The following is a 23,801-nucleotide window of genomic DNA, read 5'->3' on the forward strand; positions in this document are numbered from 1 at the left end:
AGACTCACTCCGTTCGTCTTCCAAGCCCTGCCTCGCTCCGCTCGGCAGGACGGCGCGCGGTGCTGGTTGGGTGGCCTCCCTATGGCGCGCTCTCGCTCGCGCCCCAGGGGGGCGCTCGCGAAGGCGCGAGCGAGAGCGCGCAGATGGTTCTGTCGATCGTTGTCGTCGAAGAACCGCGATGTAGTAGCATCGCGGTGTCGGGCGCGTGAGCGCCTTCAGGTCTATGGTGAGACCAATGTCAAGTAACAACGCAACCAGTAATGTAGTTTCGGTCGATGAACAGGCATTCGAAAAGGCGGACGAAGCGGCGGTCGACGAAGACGGCTTCGAGGTCGTCGATGAGACGCCGGAGTTCCAGGCGACGGTGCAGATGGAGGTGCAGGCAAAGGTCGATGCGAACCACCCAGACGGGATGGTCGACACCAGCGAAGAGCGGATCTACGGTGCGACCCTCGAACAGGAAGAGCGCATTCGTGCGCGAGAGGCTGAGCTGGAGCGTATCAGTGCCCAGGCAGAGCTGGGGACGCAAGACGGTCGGGCAAAGCGGACGCGAGACATCGCGGCGAAGCGGAGCGCTGAGCGGCGTGCAGAGTTCCAGAAGCGGGCGGCGAGCGTGGACCCGTGGGCGGACCCAGAGCGGGACGACCCTCGTGCAGAACTGACGCAGGAGCAGTTGGCGGCGGTGAACAAGCAGTCGATGCGACTGGTGAAGAAGTTGGATGGCTGGTCGCGGGTGGCGATTGGTCGGCGGCTGGGTGAGGCCGTCGTCGGTGGGAAAGACCTGATGAGCGCGGTCGTCGGGGTGTTCGAGGAGTTGCAGACGGCGCCGGGGCAGGTGGTTCCCATCGGAAAGCTCGAGGATGTCAATCGCAAAGAAGTGAGCATTGAAGGTCAAATCGAGGTGCTCTGGGATAGTGACTCACCAGCCATCGCTCAAGTTGGCCTCATCGTGGACGAGAGCGGGCAAACCAAGGTGACGATCTGGGAGAAATCGAATGCTCCGTGGATCGAGGAAGGCGAGCAGGTGCGCATTCACGGCGTGGCTCGGAACTGGTACGAGGGACGCGTCTCACTGGCCGTCACTGGGTGGTCGACCTTGCATTTCCCTGAGCGCGGTCGGTGGTGGGAATAGCCGGTCGTCGCATCCTTCTTTTTTTTTTGCTACGTGCCGGACCGACCCAGACCCCACCGCTCCCAGCCGCCTTCCAGTCGGCGGGCAACCACAACCGTACTCGCGGTTTCGGGGGAGTAGGTCGATTCGAAGAAAGCTAGCTAGTACGAGCGGAGTATGTTTGTCCGCCTCTAGGAGGACCGGAGGGCACACCAGACACGTGCCCCGAGCACCAATGTCCGAGGAACGTACTCTCACGGCCCGCGAGCGGCTTGGCATTCTCCTCCGCGAGGCCCGCCGCATGACCGATCGCCAATCGTGGAAGCACAGTTAGAGGCCGCGCTGGACGCCTGGAACGACCTGCCGCCAACACCGTTACAGGAGTGCCCAGTCTGTGGGAAAATCGGGATCCCAGAACGAATCCAGCAACACAGGTGTTGGTCGAAGCGATAGAATTCGTTGGCTTCTGCTGATAATCGGGTGAATTCCCCACTCCCTTGTGAGAGGCGACAAAACAGCTCCAAACACGTGTCTATCCGGAGGTGTAGAAATAGTGTAGTGTCACCGAGGGAACTTCAATCTCAACTGTCGTCCGTAAAATCGGTTAGTTGTCTCTGCTTGATTCTCATTTTTGAAGCTCTATAGAGGTATGTGAAATGTTTGTCACAGAGGAGCCAAAATTCGGGTACGTTATTTCCGTCATCAAATGTCAATGTCCCCAACGATTTTGTAGTTTCAAGACTCCAGGTTGCATATTTCGCCAAGGAGCCACAAAATGCGCACAATCTTCGACCTTCTGCACGTCTCCTGAGTTCGATTAGGCAGTTATTGCAGAGCTGAATATGACGATTGTCTGTGCCTATAAACCGATACACTTGGTTCTGTACAGATCCAGAACCGCAATTAGCGCAAGCACGATCCTTGATGACCTCAACGAGCGAGTTTGTTTTCACGGGAACTCCGATAAAGTATGATTATTTTTGGAGTTTGGTTTGTTCCGTATCACTCCAGATCTCTCGTTATACTCTAAGTATCCAGCTTTTTCCAGTTCTGAAAGACGGTACTCCAAAGAAGACTCGTTTTCTTTTATTATCCGTGACAGAACAGAGATGGGTATCTCACCAGTCTCTGAGACAATAGTTTTGATTGCTTGTTGCTTTGTCCATCTATCTTGCCATTGATGTTCATTTCTACGATCATCGAAATCTGAAGCGATTTGATCAATTGATGCTTCTATGCTTTCGGCACTGGAAGCCAAGGAATCAACTGGGTCCATCTCCCAGATCTCCTTCGCTTCTTGTCTCTGACTCATCACACCGAAATCTACAGTTCCAGAGAAAGTATGAGCAAGATCCATCTGGTCTTTACAATTAATTGTGAATTCAATTTCGAGCGAATCACCATTATCCTCTAAATAGTCTCGTATCTGGTTGGTGTTCATTACCCAACCGCCGTCATCATCTACAACTACTGGAAATGCGGCGGTGTCGCCGGGTGCAAGGTTTGGCGTTTCCCATTCTCGTGTCTCACCGGCTACTTCCCATTCCGCTGTAATGTCGTGCGCATAGTCTTCTCCAGTATTCCTGATGACAAATTGGGTAGTGACGGCACTTCGATTTTCCAGATCACCTGTTAGGTGAGGCTGGTACTGTTGTGCTAAGACACGTGCCTGACGATCATATAAGATTACCAAACCAAAGGATAAAGCAATAGAGCCGAAGGCTCCGAAGACAGGTGCCATTAGAGTTAATTGATTTTCTCCTTCAGAAGGGACAAGATCAATGGTATGATTCCACTCTAACACTGCGACAACGAAGGCGACGAAGATTGCTCCATAGGCCAAAATCACTCCCTTACGTAACCAACCTTTTCGCAAGTTTTGCTGGATACGAGTGAATTCGTTAGTTGGGGAATTTTCCCCACTAATCGTTTGACGGAGTTTCCTCCACACGACTATGACTATGAGGAATACTATTCCGGTTATAATAGCTCCTTGGTAGAACGGAGAGATACCAAATTCTCTGATCAGAGGTACATTTGGCATACCGATTTTACCGGAGATTATGTTAAGAAAGCTTCCTAATCAGACTCACTCTATTTCAGCTCTTTGTTGAGCGGATTATCTTTTGCCTCTTGCACGTTCTCCCGCTGCACCATCTCGTACGCGCTCTTATCTCCATGTTTCCGGACCGTGTTCGCGATGCGTTCCTTGGTTTGCCGAAAAGATTCGTCAAGCCGCATCTTCGCCTGCTCATATCCGCTCATGTATCGCTGGCCTTTCTCGGTCTGCTCTATCTCATGTGGTTCGTCATTATCATCTACGTCAAGCAGCCCAAGGTCCATGTATCGCTGCATCGCCTGAGAAAGTCCCGGATCGTACGGACCACGCTCCTCAGTTATCAATCGCAGAGAGGTCTCTTCGGCCTCCTCATCAGCATAATTGAACAGGAGCTTGTGGTACTTTGTCCTTCCTTCAATTCGACCTCCGGCTTCGCTCAACATCAGCAGACGTGGGTGGTGGTTCTTGTCGTCACTCATCGATATCATCCCACGTTAGCTGGACCGTCATCGTCTGCAAAGCCTCCACTTGGTGTGGGTCGAAGTGGCTTTGTAGAGACTCATTTGAGGATGCGATAACGTACTGCATATCCGTGTCCCGAATGAAATCTATAGCGCTGTCACGTTGGTCATCTTCCAGATTAGCGAACGGTTCGTCAAGGACCACAACCTCGAAGCTATCCTCCGATATCTCATTCTCTCGCGCCACAGACGCAACCGTGTGGGCGAACGCCAAATTCAGCAACCGTGATTCGCCAGTACTCAACTCACCATACTTCCGTGGCCCCTCGTTCCCTGGCAGGAGAATCTGACCATCTTCCTCTACCCGGACCTCAAGGCCCAATTCTCCAGCAAGTGCTTCGTAATTCTCTGACCACTCATCTTGAAAGGACATCACGATTTCCTCGAAGCTGTTTCGTTCGAGCTCATCAATGCGCTCCGTCAGCTGTTCTAGCGACTCATCCATCTCATCCAAGGAGTCTTGAATCTCGTCACGTTCTTTTTCCAACGACTGCTTCTGCGTTTTGAGGCGATCTATTTCGGCACGGTGTTGTTCAAGTTCATTCTTTGTTCGCTCGGCAACTGCCTCGATGTCGTAGTCGTTGTCCTCAAGCGTGAACTTGGTGAGGTTGTTCAGGTCTGAAAGGTCCGGGATGGATGCCTGAATCGAGTCGATTTCATCTTCTATCTCAGTCTGCTCCTCTTCCAGCTCCTCAATCTCTGCTTCCAACTGGTCGACCGTGTCGTCAGCGGACTCAACACGGCTGCGGAGATTCGTTTTCAGATCATCCAAGGACCGGTCTTGCCCGCAGTGCGGGCATTTCCCCCGTTGGAGCCTATGTTTAGCGGTACTCTCAGCGACCACGTGGTCACAGACAGGACAGGACAACTCTTCGATCGCGTTGAGGATGAGGTCGTTGACTTCCTGTGTATACCGATGAACCTCACGCAACTGCCGGTCTTTCTTCCTGAGTTCCTGTTCTATCGTTCGCTTCCGATCGTAGAGGTCCTGCAGCTCCTCGTTGAGTTCCTCATTTTCTAAGAGCCGGTTTCTGATAATTTCGATGCGCCCGGTATCAATAAGCGACTGAAGCTTCTCGATTTTCTCAAGGCGATTTTCGACCCGGCCAACATCAATTTCCTCCAACTCACGCTGAACTGGTTTTAGCTCAGTACGCCTGACCTGCTCGACCTCCTGCTCAAGTGCGTCCCGTTCTTCCCGATAGTCCTCAAGCTCTTGTTGAAGATTACTTTCAACTACCCGGCGAATAGACTGGATAAGTTGTGGATTTGAGAGCCGAGAGAGTGGGAGCTTGTCGGTCTCAGAGTGGACGAACTGGAGAGTGGTGATATCTTCCGGCCCGATGAGTTCTACGAAGCGCTCGTCAGCAGCTTCTTTGTCAACTGTCGCTGTACCGTCACTGTAGGAGCGTCCTCCCCCACCACGATGGAGTTCGTGCCCGTTATCGAATTGGATTTCTACTGTGCTTGATCGACCGGGCTGGATGCCGAGTGTTGCCCGAGGACCGTAGAGTGCGTACAGGAGAGCGTTGATGGTCAGCGTTTTACCGGAACGGTTTCCGCCCTTGAGGAGGAGGTCATCACCACCAATGTCTTCTTTCGTGATTGTCTGGTAGTCCTCGATCGCGAACTCATCAATGTGGAGTCTACTGATTTTCATATTTGGCTGTGTACGGTTTGCTGATGTTCTGTGCGAGTCTGTTGAGTTCTTGGATGCTGCGCCGGGTCAGAAGTTGAGCAGCAAGGAGGCCAACGAGTAGGCCGATAGCCAGTCCGAGAGTGCCACGGAGGTAGGCTCCGATAAAGGGAGTAGTTACGGTGATAATCACGCCTGCGAGGATGGAGATATTCTTCTGATAAGCGCGGCGGTCGAAGTCGTCTACTCGGTTTTGAAGCTCTTCGGAAGCGGATTCGTAGAAGTCGTCATCTCCTGTGATTTCTTGGATTTGATCCGTGGAACGTCTCAGTTCACCTCCTGCAAAAAAGTTAATGAGCTGGTTGTTCTGCCGGTCGGCGATAAACATGACCAGTATTGCTGGGAGTACAGCTAGCGTTTTTAGGAAGAGCGGTTCTGGCGTGACAAGATGGATAACCACGCCTGTGTAGACAGTTAGGAAGACCGCTCCCCATCCACTATCCCAAATCTTCGTGGCAATTTGCATTCGATATTCTGACCTTCAGAACTAATCAGAGTGCCAACAAATATAAATTGTGTGGGACTGTCACAATGCCCGAATATTAATCGGCAAAGGTAACTTGTAACGAGCGTTACCATAGCCAAATTTGTCTGACATTTCCTGGGCCCCTTCAAGCGACGTCATTGTCGGTTCATCAGGTTAGGGATGCTCGTCAAGGCTTCCGCCCTGTACCATGCAGTCTCGAACTTCTTCGAGAGATTCAGCGTTCGAGGTGGCTGTGTCAATCTTTTCTGGTAACTTCCAAGCCGTACCAACTGGCCAGAAACAACACCTCGGGTAAATTCTCTCCGTGAGACTTGGTGGTTTCCCCGAAGTCTGAGGTTCATATCGATGCAATGGCCACACGGGTTACTCGTCACCCCCATCGATACGACTCATGTGGCTCTGTTGAAATCCATCAACGTTGACATTGGAGAGAGCGCTCTTTCTGGCTAGTTTCCATAGCTCACAGTAAAAACTAGTCTCTCAAGAAATCGCAAGACGGTAAGAGGGTTTCAACAGAGCCACTCATGTCAGTTTGTGCTGCCCCTGAGGGCCGAAGGCGCGACAGAACCCGCGTCCTCGGATTTGACCAATGGCTACGAGCGATAGCCCCAGTGTGTCCTTCGACGACTCGGACACGCGGCACGACGAGATGCACAGCACCATCGAACAGTGGCTTACCGAGCTGACCGGCGCCGTCGACGACGCAAAAGCGAGCGACGAGTTCCAAGACTAGCTGGACGTCCAGAGTCAGTTCCACGACTACTCGCACCGAAACACGCTGCTCATCAAGCAGCAGTGCCCCAACGCGACGAAAGTCGCCGGCTACCGGACGTGGCAGGAGGAGTTCGATCAGCACGTCGATGAGGGTGAAAGTACCATCTTATCTGGGCGCCGATCATCACCAAGCAGTGCCCGGAGTGCGAGAACTCGCCGAGCTACCACGAGGACAGTAACTGTGAGTACGACGAGACGCCACCCGAGGAGTGGTCCGAGGGTCTAGTCGGGTTCAAGCCCGCGCCGGTGTTCGATGTCTCCCAGACCGAGGGCGAGCCGCTTCCCGACCTGGACACGGAAGCGACCGGCGACGCTGGCGACCTCGTCGAACAGTTGAATGCCGCCGCTGACGACCTTGGCGTTACGGTGCGGATCGTTCCAACCGAGGAGTGGACCCACGGCGAGGCGAAGGGGATCTGCGAGCAGCTGAGCCTCGTCGATATGCAACCGCGGGTTGAGGTGCGTGATCGGGAGAACGAGGCCGACCTTGCGCGGACGCTGATACACGAGTACGCCCACGCCCTGCTCCACTTCGACGTCGACGACGATACGGAGCGGTCGAAACGCGAAGTTGAGGCCGAAGCCGTCGCGTACGTCGTTGGGCGGTACTGCGGGCTCGATACCAGCGGCTCGGCGTTCTACCTCGCAGCCGGGGAGTCGGACGACCCTGAGGTCGTCCGCAAGCGGCTTGGACGGATTAGTACCACAGCAGAGAAAATCGTCGAGACACTCGAGAATTGAGGGATTAACCAGCATTCGATCCGGTACTCCGCTGCTCGGTTGTTACTATACTCAGTACCCCTTTGTGTTGCCAGCGTATCGGGTGGCTGTTTTTGTCACTCGACACTTTAGATGAGATTGTATGCCGGCGCCAACGGGAGCTGATGGAGTCGGACGAGCTATCCAGGAGGTTTTCGTGCCGCCGGTGGGCGTTTTTTCATCATCGTCGTGGTCATCAAGGAGTTCGTGGGGGCGGTGGTAGCAGGACTGGTGTACCTGCTCATGCTTGTTGTTATCTTCTTAGGGATCTACACCTCGGCAAAAAATTGGTACATCCGCTACACGACGGGGTTCGTCCTGTCCGGTATCGTCCTGATTTGGATGGCACCCAGATTATCTCGATAGTGATCCATCCCGTATTCGGGTTTTTGGGCACCTTGATCGGGATCGTATTCCTTGGCGGAATGCCACTCCTATTGATCGAAAAAGCTGGCCTCGATGAGGTGTTGAAGAGGTAGAGAGAAGCGGCGTTTGCTTCTGTAGGCTCTGTTGAAACCCTCATCACGTCTGGCGATTTGTTGAGAGGCTAGTTTCTAACTGTATCGACGAAATTCGGTGGAAAGAGTAGCTCTTTGTGATGTCAACGCTGAAGGATTTCAACAGGGCCTCCAAAGTATAATTTTTAACTCTTGTAACGATCAAGCTATACGACTAATCCCGTGAACGACGACTTCATCACTCAACTGCTGAAAGAAGTTCACGTATTTCGGGAATAAGGTAGGTATGAGCGAGGAACAGACAAGGACCCCGAGATACACATACCAGCTGACGAAGAGGAAGTAATCGACGTGGTAGGTGCGGAGACGGACGAAAAGAACGTTGCTGTCGCACAGACTTGCCTGATTGGAGAACTATAGGTATAGAGAGTGTCCACCTTTATGTTATCCCACTTTGAGGTTTCGGGCAATGCATCAGAGAAGCTCGTACCTTATTCATTCGAGATATACGAACATCGCAATCCCGACAACGGATATAATCTCACTCAATTGCAGGCACACGATACAGCGTTCAATGAAAATCACATTCTCGACTTGATGGAAACTCTATTCTCAAAGCAAGACACCAATCTTGAACCTTCGACCAATGACAAGACCTTCGTTATCGAAGATTACCACCGGGACGGGAACATAATCGAAGGAATCGTGTCTACCGGCTACCACGGATACGAGGCCGAAATCCGTGATGTTGAATCGGGTGACATGACCCATCTGAAAGGCGAAGACGAAGCCGAGCAAATGCCGCTATACTTCCTCATCTATCTTCCTCATACACGTGAAGGCAAGCCATACGATAGTGGCCAGACTGCCCTAATCATCCTTCACCAAGTGAACCGGATTGGTGTGAAGGGGAAATTGAAGAAGCATATCGAGCAAACGTGTCTCTCGGGAGTGACTGACTATACGATGAAGATGGAACCTGTCTCTACAGAAGAAGTACTTGAGAAAGTCATAGAGGCAGACCGGATTGCCAAGTTAGATATAAACGTCCGAAAGATTCCGGGAGACGATGAAAGCCGGATGGAACTGGTGAAGGGATTAAGCACCGAGGAAGTCGGGACTCGTTCCATCGTCCTACGTCCGGAACATGGGGGAAGTTTTGAGAAGTTGAAGCGTAAGGCGGCAAGTCTCAAAGACCAAGATACGCACTTTGGGACGATTGTCGGCAACGACGTGGAAGACTTCACCGTGACTATTCAGAAAGACGGCGGTAGGAGCGAGACGTTCTCGCTGTTGAACGAGGAAGTGGCTATGCGGAAAGACCTTGATAGTGAGGAACTCCGTACTGACTCTGGCCTCATTACTGCACGTTCTCTCCGAAGTGAAGCAAACGACTTGGCCAATGACATTTTGGACCAGCAGATTGTAGAACCAGTTACCGGGACAGCCAACGTCGAAAAATGATATTTGGCAACATTGGAAGCATTATCAGCGACCACTATTCGTCTCTCAGCCAAGAGACTGGTCTGAAGAATCCGTTTGATTATGCCGTATTGGCGGTTATCTTCGTCGCTTTCCCCGCGGTTGTCGGGTTCGCTCTGGCCAACTACGTCGTGCTTTGGTCGGGATTCATCACTGCCTCTGCTTCTGTGTTGAGTGTCCTGACGGGATTCTCAATCAACACTATCATTCTGCTTATGAGGTATGATGAGGACGGTAGCCACCCCTACGAACAACGGACTGTGAGAAAGACGAAAGAGTTCACTCTCTACGCGATTCTGGCAGGTGTTGTTCTAATCATTTGTTTGGTCTTCGGAATCGTGGTATCGCGTATAGGTGGCCCCACTGGTTCGAGACTCGCGTTCGTCGTGAGTGGGATTGTCTACAGCCTGATGGCACACTACTTCTTGACGCTGTTAGTCATCACTCACCGTTTCTGGTCTTTGATACATGGCGACGTTCTTTGAGATTCCAGTTTACAGAACCACTGTTTTCGTTCACAGGGATTGATATAGTGTCAGTAAGTTCGTGACAGCATACGATGAATAGGGACGCTGTTAGGGAGTATGTGTATCGAATCTTCTCCACAGATGGATGAGGTCAACACCAAGGCCGCTGTCTTCCGTGACTTCTTGGAACTTCTCGACTGGCAGATCCCGCAAAACACGCAACTCGAATACTCCGTTGAAGCGTTCGGACAGACGTATAAATTGGTCGGAGAACACGTTCTTGATTACAAGGAGAAGGCCAATTGGATTGAAAAGAATAGCACAGACCTGATTTTCACGGAATCAGACTTATGAATTGGCAAAGACTCCGTAACGGTAAAGTAAGCGTTCCAACAGGAGTTGGTATAGCCGTCATTTTCTCTCACGTCGTACTGTTGGTTGTCGGGCTGACTCTATTTTCGATGGGCCTCCTTACTATGGCAGTCGATTCGATTTTCCCAAATGCAACCCCGAGTGAAGCAGGGAATATCTCGTTGTCAGCTATCTCTATTCTCGTGAACAGCCTCCTTACAGGTGGTCTGATATGGATATACCTTCGCCAGACGAGAGTGTTGGAAGATCAGAGAGACATTAGTGAAGAACAAGCCTCTATAGCAGAAGAGCAAACATCAATCAGTAAAGAACAGACCTCAATTCAAGAGCGACAGCAAGAGATAATGGAGGCCGAGTACATTCCTGCGGTCGATATTTCTGTGACTGAAGTCTCTGATGATTCTATCACTATTCACTGTTCAAATCAAGGGACAGGCCTTGCCAAGCAATTCAAGACTGATGTTGAGTTCTACGTTGGTGAAGAAGCGATGGACGGACCTGCTGATTATGACATGGGCGTTGAGGTGGTTCCGGTCTCTGACAAGGCTTTCACCAGTACTGAACAAGAGACACCACGGGGTGAAGTAACCTTTCGTGCCACCTACACGGCTGGTGCCACAACACCAGTGACGGTAGGCGCTGATGAAGAACTACCACAAACCCGTACAGAAGAGATTCTTCGTGAAGGCAATGAACAAGAGTTGAACTTTTCACTATATCTTGAGCGATACGTAGACCCCGGCGGAGAACAGCCAAGCAGATTTTCATTTAGTGAGGGTGTAGAACAACTAATAAAAGAGGGTGTCAGTACACTTGGATTCAGTATCAGTATCTCTTACCACGATATATTTGACAATGAGGTGTCTGATAGGACATTGGCTACTGGCTGGATTGATATTCGAGATGGGGGCAGCGTGGAACAGTTGTTTGAAGATTCAGAGAATAGAACCATTCTCACTCACAAACAGCCCTCGTTCGATGATAGAGGAAACATTTCACTCCGAAACGGCGAAAGGGTTCACCGTACAGGCCACTACTCCTACCTGTAGAATATATTCCACTTCTGCCCTGTTGAATAGATACTGAGTCACGGTTACAGCGGCTCACACAGCGATTCTATGTTGATGAGAGCGAACATCAGGACAATTTCACGGAACTGCCGATACCAGCCGAGCGCTCGCACGGCGTCGCCGAGCGAGCGCTTGACTGTCGAGTACGAGGTTTCGGCCATCCAGCGCTGAGAGTAGCCTTTTCCCCGGTTGAGCGCGTTGTTTAGAGCTGCTTTCGGTGATGATCAACGGTAGTGAACGAGGTACTCCACGTCATATGCGGCGATTTCGTACTCGGTATGCCAGTCTTGGAAACCGTTGTCGGCGACGACCTGCGGTCCGGTCTTCGTATCGTGCTTCCACCGCGCTGTGATGTGAACGTCAAGAACCGCAAGCGATTCCACATCACTGTCATCTTCTGAGGATTTCAACAAAGCCCTTCTGTACTAGTTCTTCCCGTAATATCTGCGTTGCCGCCTGTCGCTGCAGCACGATTTTAAATGATATGTGGTCTAAGTATTCCACACGAAACGATGTCGTCACTAGGGGGAACAAGATGAGAAAATCGCGCGGGAGATTCTGAAAGCGCTCTATAATCAGTTCAAAGACGTACAGTACCGTGGCCTGACAGGGGATGGATTGTACGAGGCATTGGAGGAGTACGAGCAGGACGACGTGGCTTATGTGGCGGAGCGAATCGATGGAGAATACGTCGAAGTACAGGGGGCACTGGGGCAGCGAATCAGCACAATCCAGATTACTGCGGCAGGGATCGAGAAACTGCACGAAGACGGGTACGAAACCATCATCGACGGCAACACCCGGTACGACATCCTAGAGGAATTGTACCAGCTTGATCGAGAGAACACCGGGGTAGTATTCGCCGAGCGAGACGAACTCATTGACGAAATTGGGGATGAAACGCTCGTCGACCAGAACATCTGGTACCTGAAGGAGAAGCGACTCATCGAGACGCACGGAGGGGGCAGCAGACTCTTCTACCACGGCGCCAGGATCACAGACCGTGGTGCAGATCGGTTCGAAGCATATCGGAACGATGGTGTCGAAATTCCGCGGACAGGGACGCACCGATCACTTCGGCAGGCCTCGATTGGCCCTAACGAGTCGCAACAAGCTGAGCACCTGTTCCGGGATTTCGTGGAACTTGCGCGAGATGAGGTGATTATCATCGATCGGTACGCCCGCGAAGGCCTCTACGACCTGCTCCAGCACGTGCCGAACGGCGTCGAAATCAAAGTGATGACGACGGATCGCGTGACTGGAGGGGGCTACCAGCAGCGCGTATCCCAGTTTGCACAGCAGCACTCAGATATCGAGGTCCGGTATCTCTCGGACAGCGACTGGGATTTCCATGACCGCTACATCATACGTGACCGGGAGGATGGCTGGGCATGGGGTCACTCGTTCCACGACGCCGGTGATACGCAGCACACCGCCTCTGAGCTCCGACCAATCAATCGGGAATCTATTGAGTCCCAGTTTACGGCCGCTTGGCAGAACGGGACGGTGGTTGTATGACGGATATGGTAGTCAACATCGATTTACCAACTGACGAGGCCGGGATGCTTCCCCGTCAATGCCCGAGTTGTGACTGTCAGTTCATGATCCATGGAGAGACCTACGAACAAGAACACTATCTGAATCTCCAGTGTCCGTACTGTGACTGGATCGCGGAGTTCGACGAGTTTCTCACAGAGGAACAGGCGGAGTACGGGAATGCTGTTGCAGAAAATGAGGCGAGGCAGATGCTGGAGGACCAGTTCGCAGATATGTTTGAAGACGCATTCAGCGGTACGGGCTCAAGCGATTTCATCGAAGTCGAAACGAATACAGACGACATTGATTTCGGTTACCGGAACACCCCCTCGCCACACCTGGATATCGAAACAGACCAAGTGACGTGTAGTGACTGCGGATTCTCCTATGCTGTCGAGGAAGGATTAGAGAACATCTCTTGCCCTGTATGCCGGTGATTTAACCTGATTTCAGCTTTATTAACAAAGATACTTTCGACATCAGTAGGTCGGCGTTCTACCTCGCTGCGTGGGAGTCGGACGATCCCGAGGTCGTTCGCGAGCGCCTCGGCCGGATTAGTCGAACGGCACAAGAACTCATCGACGTTCTCGAGAGCGAATCCTCGTCCCAACCCAGTTAACCAACGGAGTGATGGGCTCTTTCGGCTCTGTTGGTTAATTTTATCTGCGTCCGCAGAGGGGTGGAGGCGCATTCTGACCTCCGCGAACCATGACTGACGCCTATCCACGACGGTCCTCGAAGAAGCCGAGCACGTTGCCGAGCAGCACGATGTCGCTCGAACGACAGACAACCAAGCTCACGAGTACCCTCGATACGTCGTTCTTCGGGTGCTCGAAGGCGAGGCGGATCACCTCCCGGCGGACTGGACGCCGATCGACGGCGTGACCGTCGGCTACGGCAGCGACGGGGCGATGTTCGATAGCTGGGGCTCCAGCGAAGACTGGTGGGAGAGTGTCCCGCCACAGGAGGCGTGTACCCGCTTTCGGGTGTTCTTCCCGGACGACCACCAGACGGTCCCCCGTGACATCGTCGACGTGATGGCCGCGCTCGGTGCCTGGCGCGTCTGGACCGGGAGCGCAGCCGCGTGCGGCTCTTACGACCATCGCGAGCGCCGCGAGGTCCACTACCTGTGGCCGGAAGGCCATCCCGTGGAGGAAGTGCTCCACGAGCGGCTCAGTGGCCCTGCGGAAGCCGTCGCGCCCGATGGTGGCCGAACGGGCGACGTTCGTGACCGACTGGTCGTCGACAAGAACACAGGGCCTCAGAACGATCTCGAGCCACGCACGAAGCGTGCCGTCGCCGAAGCGATGGACGTCTCGCTCCTCTCGAAAGGTGGCCGCTACGAGGTGCAGTCCGCGTCCAGCAACAGGTACGAAGTCGACGTCATCGATGAATCGTGTACCTATCCCGACTGGCAGCAGCGTTCACCCGAAGGCGGCTGCAAGCACCTGCGTCGCATCGATCACGAGTTCGAACGGGGACGTGTTCCGCGGCCGGATGGTCGACTACCCTAGAGTTCGTGAAAGGACACTACTTTCACCCATTATATAGTGATACTGCAAGGAGCTACGCTACTTCTGCACGTCAAGCTTTTGAGGGAGACTAAAGTAGATTATCTCAAATGTTAGGGCCGCTTACGGAAAGTCTACTCTCTGCTTTCCGGAATGGAGTTGCAATTCTATTAATTGGAACGGTATTCACAGTAACTGTTACTCGTCTCTATGACACGGATGAAAACGGGGTGCGGATTCGGGATCTCTACCGGAACAAACGGCTAGTGCTTGCGCTGGCAATCATTCTACCTCTCTCGTCTGCAGTCCTTTTCGGGTACACTCAGCCTTTGTTGGTCCGCTCTTTTCAGGACCTACGTCTTCTGGTGACGGGGGTCGGTGTTTTGCTACCACTTCTGCTAATTCGGACGAATGATGAAGCTGAGAATTGGAACGTGATTGACGGTGATCGTGATACGTTTGTGGTCATTGGTGTATCGCTCCTCCTTGTTTTCGCCCCTTGGTTTGGACCACCCCTGATCAACTACGTCGTTGAACAAGTCACCGCATTCATCAATTACGTTGTAAGAGGCCTTACTACGCTCATCCATCAGATCATTCAGTCCATTATTGGATTCGCCATGTCCCTACCACTACAAGAAATCGGCGCAGTCGTTGTCCTTCTCTTGATCTTGATTGTAGCCTTCAGAAGATGACCTGATCTAAGCTAATTCCTTAGAAGCAAATGCGAGTTGTGTCCTACTCTATTAGACGGACTCGTTCGCCATTCTGTGCAACTCGACTGAATTCCGTGAGATACGAAATACGTTTTTGAATTTCAGCGGTGTCCAACTCCAGTTCGGCGGCCAGTTCGTCGACGGTCATCGTCTCGTCGAGTGCTTGGAGAACTTCGAGCCCTCGGTAGTACCTATTCGTGAGTTCCTGGACGCGGCCCTCGATCGGCGTGGTTACCCCGTACCGCTCCTCGAGTTCGACCAGTGCCTCATTCGCGAACGTGGCGAACTGATCGTCCCCCAGGCGTTCGATCTGGGCTTCGAGTTCATCCCGGACGACGACGTAATCGAGGCCGGCCTGCACGAGCATATTCATGTCCTCGATGTCGTCGTCGCGGCCGGCAATCGCCTTGAACAGGAAGATATCCTCGTTGCTGACCAGCCGGACCGTCAGTCGATCCAGGTTGAGGAACGGCTCACTGCGCTCTTGCATCCCGTCGGTGAGCACGAGCTTGTTCGCGACCTGCTGGTTGAAGATGTCGAGGCGACACCCATCGTCGTTCTCGACGCAGCTCGTCGCCCCCAGCGCCCGGTAATCTGGATCCAACGATTGAACCTCCGCATACCCGAGGTCCATCAGGACGGCCCACAGCTGACCGTACGCGTCGCCATCCGGGACGACCAGGTCGATGTCTTTCGTCGCCCCCTTGAGGTCGCGTAGCGACATCGCGCCACCACCGATCAGGTAGACGGTGAGCGGTTCAGATAGCCCGTCTCCGATTCGCTGGAATTCGTTCTCGATGTACTCACGTCCGAATGTTGGTCTCATTGTGGGAGTGGCACCTCGTAGTCAGCCGCAAGCTTCTGGAACTCGTCCCACGCCGGGAGCCGGTCGTCGTCGACCTCGCCGTGCGTCTCGAGGTAGCGGAGCAAGGCGTCGATTTCGTCTTCGAGGCCATACTTCGCCGCCTGCTCTCGGAGGTCCGCCTCGTCGACGCCGACGTGGCTGAGCAGGAGGAGGCAGTACGAGCGGTGGCGGCTGCCGTCGTCGATGAGCAGCGTGTGACAGCAGAGCTCCGCCGGCGAGACTACGTCGAGTTCCTCGGAGTAGACGTAGTAGCGGTGGCCGGTGAGCAGGAACTGGAGGTCGAAGGCCGCGAATCGAGCGAGGCCGGTTTCGTGGAACGCCTCCGCGTCGATCTCCGTCTCGGCCTGGGCAAGGAATTCGTCGTAGCCCTCCCAGAGAATCGTGCCCTTCGGTGCGGCGGCTTCGAGGCGTTGACGATGCAGATGGTGTGCGAGTTCACGTGCGAACTCGTGGAGGCGGCCGAAATCGGCGTTGAACTCATAGTGGCCGTCGTCCGTCCCGACGAGCCCACGGTCGCGAAACCGCTTGAGGACGCGGTTGACCGTGTTGCGGTAGTTGGCGCTCCGCTCGGCAATCTCGGAGACGGTTCGCGGCTGGTCGAGGTAGTACAGAACTTCGAGTGCCTTCCCGGTCAGCAGCTCGGGGAACTCGATGTGGGTGTGCTGGCGGACGAGGTCCCGGTAGAGTTCGACGGCGCGAGCATCCGACGGGACGACTCGTTTTCGCCGGCCATCGCGTTCCGTGTAGACGAGTCCCTTTTCGACGAGGTCGCCGACGGCACGAGAGAGGTAGCTCTCGCTGTGGTCGAGCTTCGTCGCGAGCTCGGAGATCGTGTCGCCACGGTCGACCGCGGCGAGGACCTCGAGTTCGATGTGCCGGAGCATGGTGTAACATAGTACGAAACTAATATATAAATAAGTTTCGAGTAGTGTTACATCCAGCAGGCGCGGAAACCGTTTTCCACCGACTTAACCAACAAAGCTATGGTGCCGCGGGTGGTGTTGGTTAACACGAGAGCAGCCGATGTCCTATGAACCCCAGACTCCACCGACGAATCTTCCGACGGAGGTCGTCAACACGCTCAACGAGTCGGACCCGGAGCAGCTCCGCGACGTTGCTTCGTATGCCGAAGCGCTCGCCGAGCACAAGGAACGAGAGGCCTGTCTCCAGGAGTCGGCAGATCAAGAGAAGGCCGAAGAGCGACCAGACGATCTTCCGGATGACGTCCCTGCCAAAGCAACGATCACAATCAAAGAGATCAACGACAATCGCTACTACTACTGGCAGTGGCGGGAGGGAGAGAAGATTCGTTCTCAGTACAAGGGCCCGGTCAACCCGGACGAGTAAAACTCGATGAGGGAGGACACCCACCCCACGTTTCCGACGTATCGAGAGATACACTCGTGATCAGGGGTGTGGTGAACGACCGAACTGAGAGCTAAGCCAAGTCTTCCAGCCGGCTGTCCCGGAGGACAGATTTCAACACGATACCGGTGTCCTGAACCAGCCGATGCTCGAGGTAGCTGCCTTCACCCCGGCCACCGGTCCGAGTTGATTCGACGACACCGAGGAACGCCTGCTCTTTCAACAGCTCATAGACGCGGTGCTCGCTGAGAGTCTTCGCATCAGCTTTCTCGGTCGTCGCTTCATATCGTTCGTAAATTCGGTTGGTCGAAAACCCGTCCTCGTTTGGATTCTCTTCGGTGAGCAGCGCGAGAGGATATAGGATAATTTGACCTGGGTCGTCGAACCACGGAGTAGCTCCTCGAAGCGATCAATTTCAGCCCACTCCTAGGCATCGCGAATGTGTTCCTCGACGACTGTATCGACATTTTCTCGCTCGGCTAGCTCGTCGGCGTGACGAAGAACCTCGATTGCCTTTCTGGCGTCACCGTGTTCTTGCGCGGTAGTGACGCCGTCAGCGGGATGTCAGCTGTAACAGTTCGTGCGAGGAGAGACGAACTCAACGCAGCGTGAGCCGATTTGCAACGGCATCAACTTCATACGCTGCGAGATGAGTTACCCAATCATGACGCTCACAGAGACGGTCGATTTTCTCGCCGAGGAGTTAGATCTGGAGCGGAGTCAACACGTCCGACAGGTCGGAAAGGCAGTCGCAAGACTACGTGATTAACAACACTGGCCCTGCCTTCCCAGTAACTCAACACAGCACCCTTTTGCATATATCTGAATAATCCGAAGATATATTGAGAGTAGCCGCCTACAGATACGTATGACCGAGTTCGATCCGGCCCCCACGTCCAACGATACGCAGCGCCGGTGGCAGACGGGGACAGACACGTTTGGTCGTGTCTACGACGTCGTCCTCGGCGTTACCTCACCGACTGCCTACACCGAGATCGCTGAGCTTGCGGACTGCTCTCCGAATGCTGCCAAAAAGCACCTCGACCGCTTGGCAGAGATGGGCATCGCTCGAGCCGAGAGAGACAGCCGCCCGGCGACATACGAACGAAACGAGGGGTATCTCGAATGGCAGGACGCCAGTCGAATCGCAACCGAGCTCTCTATCGAAGCGATCATCGACCGCGTGGAGGCGCTTGAAGCCCAGCGAACGGAATACGAAGCGCAGTTCGAGACGACAGACCCAACGGCTGTCAACGTGTTCGAGCACGATAGTCACGGAACCATCCACGAGCGGATGACCGCAGTTAGTGAATGGCAGGGCGTGATTCGGGATATCCGGCTGTACGAACTTGCTCGCCAGCTCTCCCAGAACGACGGGCATCTGATTCCGGCCTAAATGAGCCAGCCACCGGAGGATTCGGACCCCCACTCGACAGGCCCACCGGATCGACAAACACTGCGCCTGCTGGAGCGACACCTATCGTCGGATTCGCTCATCGCCGAGACTGCGTTCGACCCGGATTCATACGAACCTCGACTGCTTCGTGGACTGCTCGACGCTGGACGATATCCTGACACAGTAACAGCGGCCCGTCTCGACATCCGATGGTTCACGACTGGCGATTTCTCAGTCCACTACGTCGAAGAGCACGAGGACGGGAAACGCTGGGAATGTCGCTGGGACCGGCACCCGAACGCGCACAACACACGGTTGCACTTCCACAAGCCACCGTCTGCTACCGAAATCACCGACCTCGAACTCCCGTCGCTCCATCCACTCGAAGTATATTCCACCGTCCTCACGGCGATCGAGCAACGCATAGAGATACTGTGGCCCTAGCACGTGCTGGGCTCGGCCGAGAGATCTCTCGAGTATATTTGTCCACAATTGAGATCGGACTACCGACTCAGCTGGTTCGCCCCAGCGATTTCAGCCCCTGCCTCGCGTCAGCACTCGACTGAGACCACGATTACTCCGGCCGTGCAGCGTGACTGAAGGCCTCAACAGTGGCGTACATCTGTACGGTTAAGTCTCTCGAACGGGCACACCAGATATGGATTTCTTCAGCACAGAAACCCCAATTATCGGAATGGTCCACCTACCGCCCCTCCCGGGTTCTCCCGGCTTTGATGGAGATCGAGACGCACTTCGAACCCGACTCCTCGAAGATGCGGCAGCACTCGAGGCGGGTGGTGTCGACGGCATTATGCTCGAAAACTTCGGTGATGCGCCGTTTTATCCAGACCGAGTCCCCCGTCACGTCGTCGCTGACGTCGCAGCACTCGCGAGCACACTTCGTGGGCATGTCACCGTGCCGTTTGGCGTGAACATCCTCCGAAACGACGTTCAAAGTGCCCTCGGCATTGCCGCTGCGACAGATGGAGCCTTTGTTCGCGTGAACGTCCATACCGGTGCTCGGCTTACTGATCAGGGCGTCATCGAGGGGATGGCACACGAAACGGTCCGGCTGCGTGATCAACTCGACACCGATGTTGCCATTCTTGCAGACATCGACGTGAAACACTCTGCACCACTCGCTGACCGGTCACACTCAGAGGTCGTTGGTGAACTCATCGAACGTGGCGGTGCCGACGGAATCATTGTGAGTGGCACTGGCACGGGCGAGGCAGTCGATACGACGGTTCTCGACGCAGTTGTCGACGCTCGCGATGCTCGCGGTCTCGACGCCCCTGTGTTGATCGGGAGTGGTGTCACCCCCGAGACGGCACCTGAACTGCTTTCGATCGCAGATGGTGCAATCGTTGGCACAGCGCTCAAAGAAGGTGGCAAGACGACGAACCCTGTCGACGAAGCAGCAGTCGAACGGCTTGTCGCGTCCGTTCGCTAGACCTCGCTGTCTCAGCGGTTCACCGCGTCTCGAGAAACGCTTGAACGTCGGATTCGGCTGGGAGATTGCCCCGTGCGCCCAGTTCAGTACAGTTGAGCGCGGCCGTGGCAGCGGCGAATCGTCCTGCGTTGTGTGCTGTGTCGTCGTTAAGGAGCCACGTATGAATCAGCCCCGCAGTAAACGTATCGCCAGCGCCGGTCGTGTCAGTCACATCCACCTTGAACGCCGGGACGTCGGTTACTGTCCCTCCTTCAAGAAGGCGTGCCCCGTTACTGCCCTGCCGTAATCGCCGCACGAGAGACGTCCTGCTGCGTAAGCGTGGCAATTGCGTCGTCGGCCCCACCACCAAAATACGAGCGTGCGGCAACCTCACCGACCACGAATAGATCAACGACAGAAAGTAGTCGGTCAATCGTCTCGGGTGTTGTCCCTCGGCCTTCAAGTTCCGAGAGTGGTCCTGCGAGGTCGAAGACGAGTGTGGAAATCTCACCCCGTTCCCGGGCAGTCACAAGTCTCGAGACGACCGCATCAGGTGCATAGGCGCTCGTGAACACCACGCTGGCGTTACCTGCATATTCAATATCGTGAGCATCAAGTCGGAGGTTCGGAACGCTCTGGCCACCGGCGACGATCATTCGTTCACCATCTGGCCCACGGAGAATCAGCGTGTACGACGATTCTTCGGAGCCGGCTTGAATCCGCGAACAGTCGATATCGCGTGCGTGGAGGTCAGCTTCGATTTCGGCGGCATCGTCGGCGCCGACGCGGGTGATAACCCCCGTCTTGTTCCCGAACTCAGCAAGCCCAGCAGCGACATTTGCAGCGACGCCACCCACGTCGGTTGTGTGTTCGCGCGCGAATGCACCGCCGTCAGGTTTCGGGAGATTCGACAGAGAATAGATGTGGTCGAGAACGGCACTGCCGACCGTCACGACATCGAACGATGACATACGCCTACTCAACGGTGGTGCGTCTTGAACATACAGGGATTGTTTACAAGCCTGTATTGAGTCCATGGCCTCGCTGTTGTATCCATTCTCGTCGATAGCTATTACCACGAGAATTGATGGCGACTATGTGCCTCACGGCCTCGGATGTTTCCGGATGAGGGTCGAGTAGACACAGGACGCTCCAAGTGCAACGGGGTCGGCGACGAGAGTACTGTTTGAATACCCCGACGCTTTGGTCACGTGCGGCTAGTTCGCGGTCTTATAGAAAGTTAACCAACAAAATAGGCCATTGACGTTCGTTGTTGGTTAAGACAGGGTGAGCGGTCATGCCCTACGAGCTATGACTCCCACAGGAACTTTCCTCTAACATCGTCGATCCCCGCGACGACGACCCGAAATCCGTCGACACCTTGCAAGATATGCCGGTTTGTTAGTGAGACGGAGAGACGGTGTTTTACTGGAAATAGTGGTGTGGTGACTGGCAGTCTCGTCTCATCAGTTCGTCGAACACGAGTGGACGTTGGTGCTACTCACGATTGGCCATTAACCAACGAGTGAACAGCATACTCCTCCACGTTGGTTAACCAATCCAGAATGTCTGACGAGTGTCAGACCCCATCATTTCCACTAATACACTTACACGATGAGAGCCAGCGGCTCTAGTTACCCACTCTCCCCCACTATTTCCAGTAAAGCTAGTGACGAAGGTCTCCCGAACTCTCGAGTTGCTTTCTTTCACTAGGACAAACCGCACAGCAACCGCACTCTAGCTCTCCTACGGACTAGCTCAAACGCTATTGATATAAACTTTTCTCTTGTTTAGAGTTTCTTATCACTAGGCGGCTCTCTTTCCTGGTGCTTTACTGGAAATAGTGGGGAGGGGGTTTCTGTCATTCTCGTCAGCTGTTGCCCTCCGTAGTCTGCTGGTTCGTGTTCTGACCGAGTATACTGGAAATAGTGGAGTCTATCGAGTATATAAAGAAACGTTTACTGGAAATACTGGAACCCTGTGGTATGTCTTACTCGTGACTCGCTACCTGGAGTTACCGCGAATTACTGGAAACGACGGGGTGAGTCGGTCATCCACAATCTGCTGTGTTTACTGGAAATAGTGGGGTGGGGTTGCTCATCCAGAGTCGGGTTTTCTGTGTTCATTCCTCGTGACAGTCAACACAACCTTCTTCCAATAGACTGGAAACGACGGGGTCGATATCGGATAGTGGAACTCTCACCCCATGGTGGTTATACTGGAAATAGCGGAAACGGTGGTCGAAATAGTTATCATTCTAGCCTGAGTCAGTCGAGGACAATATGACTCCCCGATTTCAGCCGGACGATACGCTGTACAAACGGCGGAATACACTCAAAGTCGAGTACGTTCCAGACGACATCGTCGGGCGGGACAACGAGATTGAGGAGTACGAAGCTGCCCTACAGCCGATCATCAACGGCGAGTACCCCGACAACATCTTCATCTACGGCAAGACTGGCGTCGGCAAGACCGCTGTAACGAACTTCCTACTGAACGAGCTCTTGGATTCGGCGGAGCATTTCGAAGTCGACCTCTCTGTCATCTCCCTCAACTGCGACGGTCTCAGCACGAGCTACCAGGCGGCGATTAGTCTGGTGAACAATCTCCGAGAACCTGAGCATCACATCGCCGAAACCGGCCACCCCCAATCCAAGGTCTATCGTCTTCTCTGGGATGAACTCAACAAGCTCTCGGGGACCGTGATCATCGTTCTCGACGAGATCGACCACATCACGGACGACACGTTCCTCTACCAGATTACCCGTGCCGACAACAACGGCTACATTGACAACATTCAGCTCGGCCTCATCGGGATCAGTAACGACTCGACGTTCCGAGAACAGCTCGATGCAAAAGTGCAGTCATCGCTGTGTGAAACCGAGATTTCGTTCCCACCGTACGGTACGGAAGAGCTCCAGAAGGTCCTCGAACAGCGGGCAGAAATCGCGTTCCACCAGAGCGCTCTCGAAGAGGGCGTGATTCCGCTGTGTGCAGCCCTTGGTCGCCAAGATGGTGGGGATGCCCGACGAGCAATAACTCTTCTCCGAAAGGCGGGGGACCTCGCCCGCACCGAGAACGCGGAGTCGGTGACGAGCGACCACGTCGAACGCGCCCAAGAGAAACTCGAGGCACAGCAGAGCATGGACATCATGCGCGACCTCACCGAGCACGAGCAACTCACACTCTACGCGTTGACGACGCTCGCTGCCGAGGAGTCCACGCCGGCCCGGTCACGAGTTGTCTATCAGCGTTACAAAGAACTCTGCGAGTATCGAGGTCGAGACCCCCGTACTGCTCGCCGAATGCGCAGCTTCCTCTCCGACTTTGAGATCCTCAACCTCACGCTCTCGCAGATGGAGCACCGTGGTCAGGATGGGGGCACGTATCGCGAGCATGAGCTCAACCGTGATATCGCGACCGTCGTCGATGCGCTACAGACGATTATCAGCGACTTCGGTGCCCACCGAAGTATTCTCGAGTATCTTCCCGACTCCGGTGAGGAGTTTCGAACAATCTGAATTCGGCTTTCGGGCTGGTCTCTCCGTTCACACTTTTTAAAGTTGTTCACAGGTGGACCCCACGTTTCCGACGTTCTTGACGGCCGGCGAGCAGAATTAACTCAGTACCGCACATGGTTGGGAGGTGAGTTGTGTCGGTACGTTTGGGGGCGACTGCTCGGGTTGTGCGCGCTCCGGCGGGCAGCCCGTTCCTGCCGGGCCGG

General features: G+C 54.2%; 22 protein-coding genes and 4 pseudogenes. 16 read left to right on the forward strand and 10 right to left on the reverse strand.

Annotated elements, in window-relative coordinates:
- The first annotated feature begins 235 nt into the window (after positions 1-235).
- On the forward strand, positions 236-1,132 hold the full coding sequence (locus ATB1_RS06295; RefSeq protein ID WP_042662757.1) for a DNA-binding protein: 897 nt from the start codon (positions 236-238) through the stop codon (positions 1,130-1,132).
- Between the two features lie 928 nt (positions 1,133-2,060).
- Here the strand turns inward: ATB1_RS06295 and ATB1_RS21440 are convergent.
- The 4 genes from ATB1_RS21440 to ATB1_RS06310 are packed head-to-tail and all read right to left on the reverse strand — an operon-like array spanning position 2,061 to position 5,853.
- The gene (locus ATB1_RS21440; RefSeq protein ID WP_198526049.1) at positions 2,061-3,155 is read right to left on the reverse strand and encodes a hypothetical protein; all 1,095 of its coding nucleotides are present in this window, start codon (positions 3,153-3,155) and stop codon (positions 2,061-2,063) included.
- Positions 3,156-3,205: 50 nt separating this feature from the next.
- The gene (locus tag ATB1_RS06300) at positions 3,206-3,649 is read right to left on the reverse strand and encodes a hypothetical protein (protein WP_042662740.1); all 444 of its coding nucleotides are present in this window, start codon (positions 3,647-3,649) and stop codon (positions 3,206-3,208) included.
- Positions 3,642-5,351: an SbcC/MukB-like Walker B domain-containing protein gene (locus ATB1_RS06305; RefSeq protein ID WP_042662741.1), complete on the reverse strand. Its 1,710-nt coding sequence runs from the start codon at positions 5,349-5,351 to the stop codon at positions 3,642-3,644. Before ATB1_RS06305 ends, ATB1_RS06300 begins: the two co-directional genes overlap by 8 nt.
- The gene (locus ATB1_RS06310; protein WP_042662742.1) at positions 5,338-5,853 is read right to left on the reverse strand and encodes a hypothetical protein; all 516 of its coding nucleotides are present in this window, start codon (positions 5,851-5,853) and stop codon (positions 5,338-5,340) included. Before ATB1_RS06310 ends, ATB1_RS06305 begins: the two co-directional genes overlap by 14 nt.
- Before the next feature lie 610 nt (positions 5,854-6,463).
- Here ATB1_RS06310 and ATB1_RS06315 point away from each other — a divergent pair.
- From ATB1_RS06315 to ATB1_RS06335, 5 genes and pseudogenes are all read left to right on the forward strand, one after another.
- Positions 6,464-7,389 (forward strand): annotated as a pseudogene (locus ATB1_RS06315) (DUF955 domain-containing protein).
- 917 nt (positions 7,390-8,306) lie between these two features.
- Positions 8,307-9,329: a hypothetical protein gene (locus ATB1_RS06320; RefSeq protein ID WP_128081416.1), complete on the forward strand. Its 1,023-nt coding sequence runs from the start codon at positions 8,307-8,309 to the stop codon at positions 9,327-9,329.
- Positions 9,326-9,832, forward strand: a complete 507-nt coding sequence (locus ATB1_RS06325) for a hypothetical protein (protein ID WP_042662744.1) — start codon at positions 9,326-9,328, stop codon at positions 9,830-9,832. The genes ATB1_RS06320 and ATB1_RS06325 overlap by 4 nt, the downstream gene beginning before the upstream one ends.
- A 123-nt stretch (positions 9,833-9,955) precedes the next feature.
- Positions 9,956-10,168 (forward strand): hypothetical protein, encoded by a 213-nt coding sequence (locus tag ATB1_RS22335; protein ID WP_042662745.1) that lies wholly within the window; start codon positions 9,956-9,958, stop codon positions 10,166-10,168.
- A gap of 122 nt (positions 10,169-10,290) precedes the next feature.
- On the forward strand, positions 10,291-11,235 hold the full coding sequence (locus ATB1_RS06335; RefSeq protein WP_128081417.1) for a hypothetical protein: 945 nt from the start codon (positions 10,291-10,293) through the stop codon (positions 11,233-11,235).
- A gap of 44 nt (positions 11,236-11,279) precedes the next feature.
- Here ATB1_RS06335 and ATB1_RS06340 read toward each other — a convergent pair.
- Positions 11,280-11,645: pseudogene (locus tag ATB1_RS06340) on the reverse strand (transposase); the annotation flags it as partial.
- A 241-nt stretch (positions 11,646-11,886) separates the two neighbouring features.
- Between ATB1_RS06340 and ATB1_RS06345 the strand changes: the two are divergent.
- From ATB1_RS06345 to ATB1_RS21455, 5 genes and pseudogenes are all read left to right on the forward strand, one after another.
- Positions 11,887-12,774, forward strand: coding sequence for a hypothetical protein (locus ATB1_RS06345; protein WP_241768099.1), 888 nt, complete (start codon positions 11,887-11,889; stop codon positions 12,772-12,774).
- A gap of 5 nt (positions 12,775-12,779) precedes the next feature.
- A complete protein-coding gene (locus ATB1_RS06350) occupies positions 12,780-13,229 on the forward strand; it encodes a hypothetical protein (protein WP_241768100.1) in 450 nt (149 codons plus the stop codon).
- 38 nt (positions 13,230-13,267) lie between these two features.
- A pseudogene (locus ATB1_RS22980) lies at positions 13,268-13,411 on the forward strand (DUF955 domain-containing protein); the annotation flags it as partial.
- Positions 13,412-13,619: 208 nt separating this feature from the next.
- Positions 13,620-14,306: a hypothetical protein gene (locus ATB1_RS06355; protein ID WP_241768101.1), complete on the forward strand. Its 687-nt coding sequence runs from the start codon at positions 13,620-13,622 to the stop codon at positions 14,304-14,306.
- 431 nt (positions 14,307-14,737) lie between these two features.
- The gene (locus ATB1_RS21455; protein ID WP_128081418.1) at positions 14,738-14,998 is read left to right on the forward strand and encodes a hypothetical protein; all 261 of its coding nucleotides are present in this window, start codon (positions 14,738-14,740) and stop codon (positions 14,996-14,998) included.
- Between the two features lie 43 nt (positions 14,999-15,041).
- Here the strand turns inward: ATB1_RS21455 and ATB1_RS06365 are convergent, their stop codons facing one another.
- Both ATB1_RS06365 and ATB1_RS06370 read right to left on the reverse strand, forming a co-directional pair.
- A complete protein-coding gene (locus ATB1_RS06365; RefSeq protein WP_042662750.1) occupies positions 15,042-15,845 on the reverse strand; it encodes a DUF6036 family nucleotidyltransferase in 804 nt (267 codons plus the stop codon).
- Positions 15,842-16,768, reverse strand: coding sequence for a MarR family transcriptional regulator (locus ATB1_RS06370; RefSeq protein WP_042662751.1), 927 nt, complete (start codon positions 16,766-16,768; stop codon positions 15,842-15,844). Before ATB1_RS06370 ends, ATB1_RS06365 begins: the two co-directional genes overlap by 4 nt.
- A 139-nt stretch (positions 16,769-16,907) precedes the next feature.
- On the opposite strand from ATB1_RS06370, the gene ATB1_RS06375 reads away from it, so the two are divergent.
- Positions 16,908-17,231: a hypothetical protein gene (locus tag ATB1_RS06375; RefSeq protein WP_042662752.1), complete on the forward strand. Its 324-nt coding sequence runs from the start codon at positions 16,908-16,910 to the stop codon at positions 17,229-17,231.
- Positions 17,232-17,322: 91 nt separating this feature from the next.
- On the opposite strand, the gene ATB1_RS22985 is transcribed toward ATB1_RS06375, so the two are convergent.
- Together ATB1_RS22985 and ATB1_RS24495 are read right to left on the reverse strand one after the other, a co-directional pair.
- Positions 17,323-17,616: a hypothetical protein gene (locus tag ATB1_RS22985; RefSeq protein WP_343122537.1), complete on the reverse strand. Its 294-nt coding sequence runs from the start codon at positions 17,614-17,616 to the stop codon at positions 17,323-17,325.
- A 59-nt stretch (positions 17,617-17,675) separates the two neighbouring features.
- Positions 17,676-17,759: a hypothetical protein gene (locus ATB1_RS24495; RefSeq protein ID WP_394324765.1), complete on the reverse strand. Its 84-nt coding sequence runs from the start codon at positions 17,757-17,759 to the stop codon at positions 17,676-17,678.
- 358 nt (positions 17,760-18,117) lie between these two features.
- Here ATB1_RS24495 and ATB1_RS06380 point away from each other — a divergent pair, with 358 nt between their 5' ends.
- From ATB1_RS06380 to ATB1_RS06390, 3 genes are all read left to right on the forward strand, one after another.
- The gene (locus ATB1_RS06380) at positions 18,118-18,645 is read left to right on the forward strand and encodes a winged helix-turn-helix domain-containing protein (RefSeq protein ID WP_042662753.1); all 528 of its coding nucleotides are present in this window, start codon (positions 18,118-18,120) and stop codon (positions 18,643-18,645) included.
- The gene (locus ATB1_RS06385; protein WP_042662458.1) at positions 18,646-19,089 is read left to right on the forward strand and encodes a hypothetical protein; all 444 of its coding nucleotides are present in this window, start codon (positions 18,646-18,648) and stop codon (positions 19,087-19,089) included.
- Between the two features lie 214 nt (positions 19,090-19,303).
- Positions 19,304-20,098 (forward strand): BtpA/SgcQ family protein, encoded by a 795-nt coding sequence (locus tag ATB1_RS06390; RefSeq protein ID WP_042662754.1) that lies wholly within the window; start codon positions 19,304-19,306, stop codon positions 20,096-20,098.
- A gap of 19 nt (positions 20,099-20,117) precedes the next feature.
- Here the strand turns inward: ATB1_RS06390 and ATB1_RS24315 are convergent.
- A pseudogene (locus ATB1_RS24315) lies at positions 20,118-21,048 on the reverse strand (carbohydrate kinase family protein).
- Between the two features lie 1,311 nt (positions 21,049-22,359).
- On the opposite strand from ATB1_RS24315, the gene ATB1_RS06400 reads away from it, so the two are divergent.
- On the forward strand, positions 22,360-23,598 hold the full coding sequence (locus ATB1_RS06400; protein ID WP_042662755.1) for an orc1/cdc6 family replication initiation protein: 1,239 nt from the start codon (positions 22,360-22,362) through the stop codon (positions 23,596-23,598).
- Positions 23,599-23,801: the final 203 nt, after the last annotated feature.

It is taken from the genome of Haloferax sp. ATB1, from assembly GCF_000730175.1.